The sequence below is a fragment of the Caldivirga sp. genome (genome assembly GCF_023256255.1).
Classification (GTDB): Archaea; Thermoproteota; Thermoprotei; order Thermoproteales; family Thermocladiaceae; genus Caldivirga.
The window spans coordinates 1-2929 of the sequence record NZ_JAGDXD010000037.1; the positions used below are offsets into that span (position 1 = coordinate 1).

Below are 2929 nucleotides of genomic sequence, written 5' to 3' on the forward strand. Positions count from 1 at the left end.
AGGTTCTCGATAGGGTGGATGCACCACAGCCAATGAGGGATTTAGACCCTATGGCTGTTAGTGTTGGTAGGGTTCTCGTTAGAAACAATATACTTAGAATGGTTGTCTTAGGGGATAATCTGGTCCGCGGTGCTGCAGGCATTACAATACTTACCCTTGAAACGATGAAGGCGCTAAAAATATTATAATAACTATTCTAAGGAATTATTAGAACTTAACTAAGCCTTATGGAATTAACTATGTCTACTAGGTCCGTAAGTACCGCCTGTGCTGTCTCGAACTTACCAGCCCCAGGCCCAATAATGAGCAATTCACTTAACGTGTCTAGCTTAAACCTCAACGCGTTAAGATTACGTGATACATGGGCAAGGACATCATTCTTGTCAAGTGGTGTGGGCTTTACGTAGGCTTTACCCTTGTCTGCATAGGCTACCAACTTAATCACCTTATCACCATACCTCCTAATGTCAATGTCCCTAATACCCTCAACCTCCACATCCTCAAACCTATGTCCCCAACCAATAACCCTAGAGAGAATGACAACCTTAAGCGCGGCATCAATACTATCAATGTCCAGAGATGGGTCAGCCTCGGCATAACCCAGCTGCTGGGCTAGCTTGAGGGCTTCGTTGAATGATAAGCCCTCCTCATACATCCTACTTAGTATGAAGTTCGTGGTTCCATTCAGGATACCCATGAAGTACTCAACGTGAGCACCAGGTAGCAGTTTAAGTATGTTGAAGGATGGTGTTCCAGCCATGACAGTGCCCTTAAACCTAACCAACCTATTATACTTTCTACTTAATTCCATTAACTCATCGTAGTGAAAGGCTATTGGCCCCTTATTGGTCGTGATCACATGCTTACCACTCCTAATAGCCGTTGACAAGTATGTAAAGGCTGGCTCACCCCTAGATTTAACATTCAGATCTGTAAACTCACACACTATATCTGCATTACTTTCCGTTATCAGCCTAGGTATCTCGTCAATATCCACCTTACGCCCTATTAATCTACCCTTAGCGACATCCTTGAGGATGTCAGGGCCTGGGTTAATTATGTAGCCGCGACTCCTATCGATTATCTCACCGATGGTAATATCGAAACTGAGTAAATCCCTCTTAGTATTGAGAAGTTCATAGAATGCCTGTCCAACATTTCCAAAACCAATGATTAAGATCCTAACGCCTCTCATTTTTGCGCTAGATTTATTGATTATATTTAAAGTATTACTACGGTACTCAATACCCTATTAATTTAATGATAATGCTTAAATAACCTAAATTGTAGAAAAGACTGGGGATAGAAATGGAAACCCAGACATGCAATTAAAACCGTTAAGTAAATACGCCCTTAAATGCCCAAGGTGTGGTTATGAGGTTGAGCCCAGCCCATACATAATGAGGTGCCCACGGTGTGGCGAATTACTTGATGCCCTACTTATTGCCGAGAAAATTAAGATTAGGTGGGGCGAGCTACGCGGTAGAGGTGTTTGGAGGTACAGGGATCTACTCCCTGAATTCAAAAACGTAGTCACGATGGGCGAGGGATCAACACCATTAATTAGGCTCAGGGCTTACCCCAATGCCTATGTTAAGTTTGAGGGCGCCAACCCAACCGGATCCTTTAAGGACAGAGGTATGACTGTTGGCGTCTCATTAGCTTCATCACTACGTGTCAGGGGTGTCATAGTTGCATCCACCGGCAATACCGCCGCCTCAGCTGCGGCTTACTCCGCGAGGGCTGGCATTGACTGCATGGTTGTTTTACCAAAGGGTGGTGTTGCCAAGGGTAAGCTTGGCCAAGCGATACTACATGGCGCAAGGATCGTGGAAGTGCCTGGAACATTCGATAATGCATTGGAGTACGTATTAAGTACTGTCCTGGAAAGTGGTAGTGCAGGTAATGCCAGTTATTATCCGCTTAATTCAATAAATCAGTGGAGGTTGGAGGGCCAGAAGACGATTGCCTATGAAATTGTCGAGGAGGGTGGCGTGCCTGACTATGTGTTTGTCCCTGTGGGTAATGGCGGGAATATTTATGCTATTTGGAAGGGGTTTAGGGAATTGATGGAGCTCAATATAATAGACAAAATGCCAAAAATGATTGGTGTGCAGGCCTCAGGGGCAGCACCATTGGTTAAGTATTGGAGGGGTTTAGGTGAGGCTAAGGTTGATAAACCGAGTACCGTGGCGTCTGCCATAAGGATTGGTAAACCCGTCAATTGGTTCAGGGCATATAGAGCGGTTAAGTATAGTGGCGGTACATTCATCGATGTTAGTGACGATGAAATATTAGCCGCGCAAAGAATACTTGGTAAGGAGGGAATTGGGGTTGAACCTGCCAGCGCAGCTTCATTAGCCGGTTACCTAAAAGCCCTAAATAGTGGATTAATTAATGTAAAGGATAAGGTAGTACTGATAGCCACGGGACACGCACTTAAAGACCCAGATACACTTTTACTAAGTAGTGATAATAACGCTATTAGTATTTCATCAATAAATGAGCTAAAAGCCCTAATTATTAATGGAAATGTGAAAATAAAATATTGAACTCTAATACCATCGATTATAAATAATGGTAAAATTTAAATAAAATATATAAGATAAAGATCAGTGAGTCACGAGGTTAAAACCCAGGTAAGTAGTTGGCGCAATGTAGTTGGCTCCATGTTGGGTTGGGGAATGGATGCCTATGACTTTGTCGCCTATGCCTTCGTTGCGCCGATAATCGCTCCTCTATTCTTCGGTCAGCTAGGTCGTTTAGGTTCTATGTTAGCTACGTTGGCCGCCTTCAGCGTATCACTGGCGGTTAGGCCTCTTGGTGGCGTCTTCTTTGGAAACCTGGCTGATAGGGTTGGTAGGAGGTATGTGCTATATGTGACAATGCTTGGTGCGGGGCTTTCAAGCTTTCTAATGGGCTTCCTACC

General features: G+C 44.0%; 3 protein-coding genes and 1 pseudogene. 3 read left to right on the top strand and 1 reads right to left on the bottom strand.

Features of this window, described 5'->3' with window-relative positions:
- Nucleotides 1-188: pseudogene (locus tag Q0C29_RS06010) on the top strand (Asd/ArgC dimerization domain-containing protein); the annotation flags it as partial.
- A gap of 26 nt (nucleotides 189-214) precedes the next feature.
- Here the strand turns inward: Q0C29_RS06010 and Q0C29_RS06015 are convergent.
- Nucleotides 215-1195 (bottom strand): homoserine dehydrogenase, encoded by a 981-nt coding sequence (locus Q0C29_RS06015; RefSeq protein ID WP_291999756.1) that lies wholly within the window; start codon nucleotides 1193-1195, stop codon nucleotides 215-217.
- Between the two features lie 127 nt (nucleotides 1196-1322).
- Here Q0C29_RS06015 and thrC point away from each other — a divergent pair, with 127 nt between their 5' ends.
- Both thrC and Q0C29_RS06025 read left to right on the top strand, forming a co-directional pair.
- The gene (thrC, locus tag Q0C29_RS06020; protein ID WP_291999757.1) at nucleotides 1323-2552 is read left to right on the top strand and encodes a threonine synthase; all 1230 of its coding nucleotides are present in this window, start codon (nucleotides 1323-1325) and stop codon (nucleotides 2550-2552) included.
- 63 nt (nucleotides 2553-2615) lie between these two features.
- Nucleotides 2616-2929 (top strand): MFS transporter (locus tag Q0C29_RS06025; protein WP_367173635.1); only part of this gene is annotated, 314 nt, incomplete at its 3' end.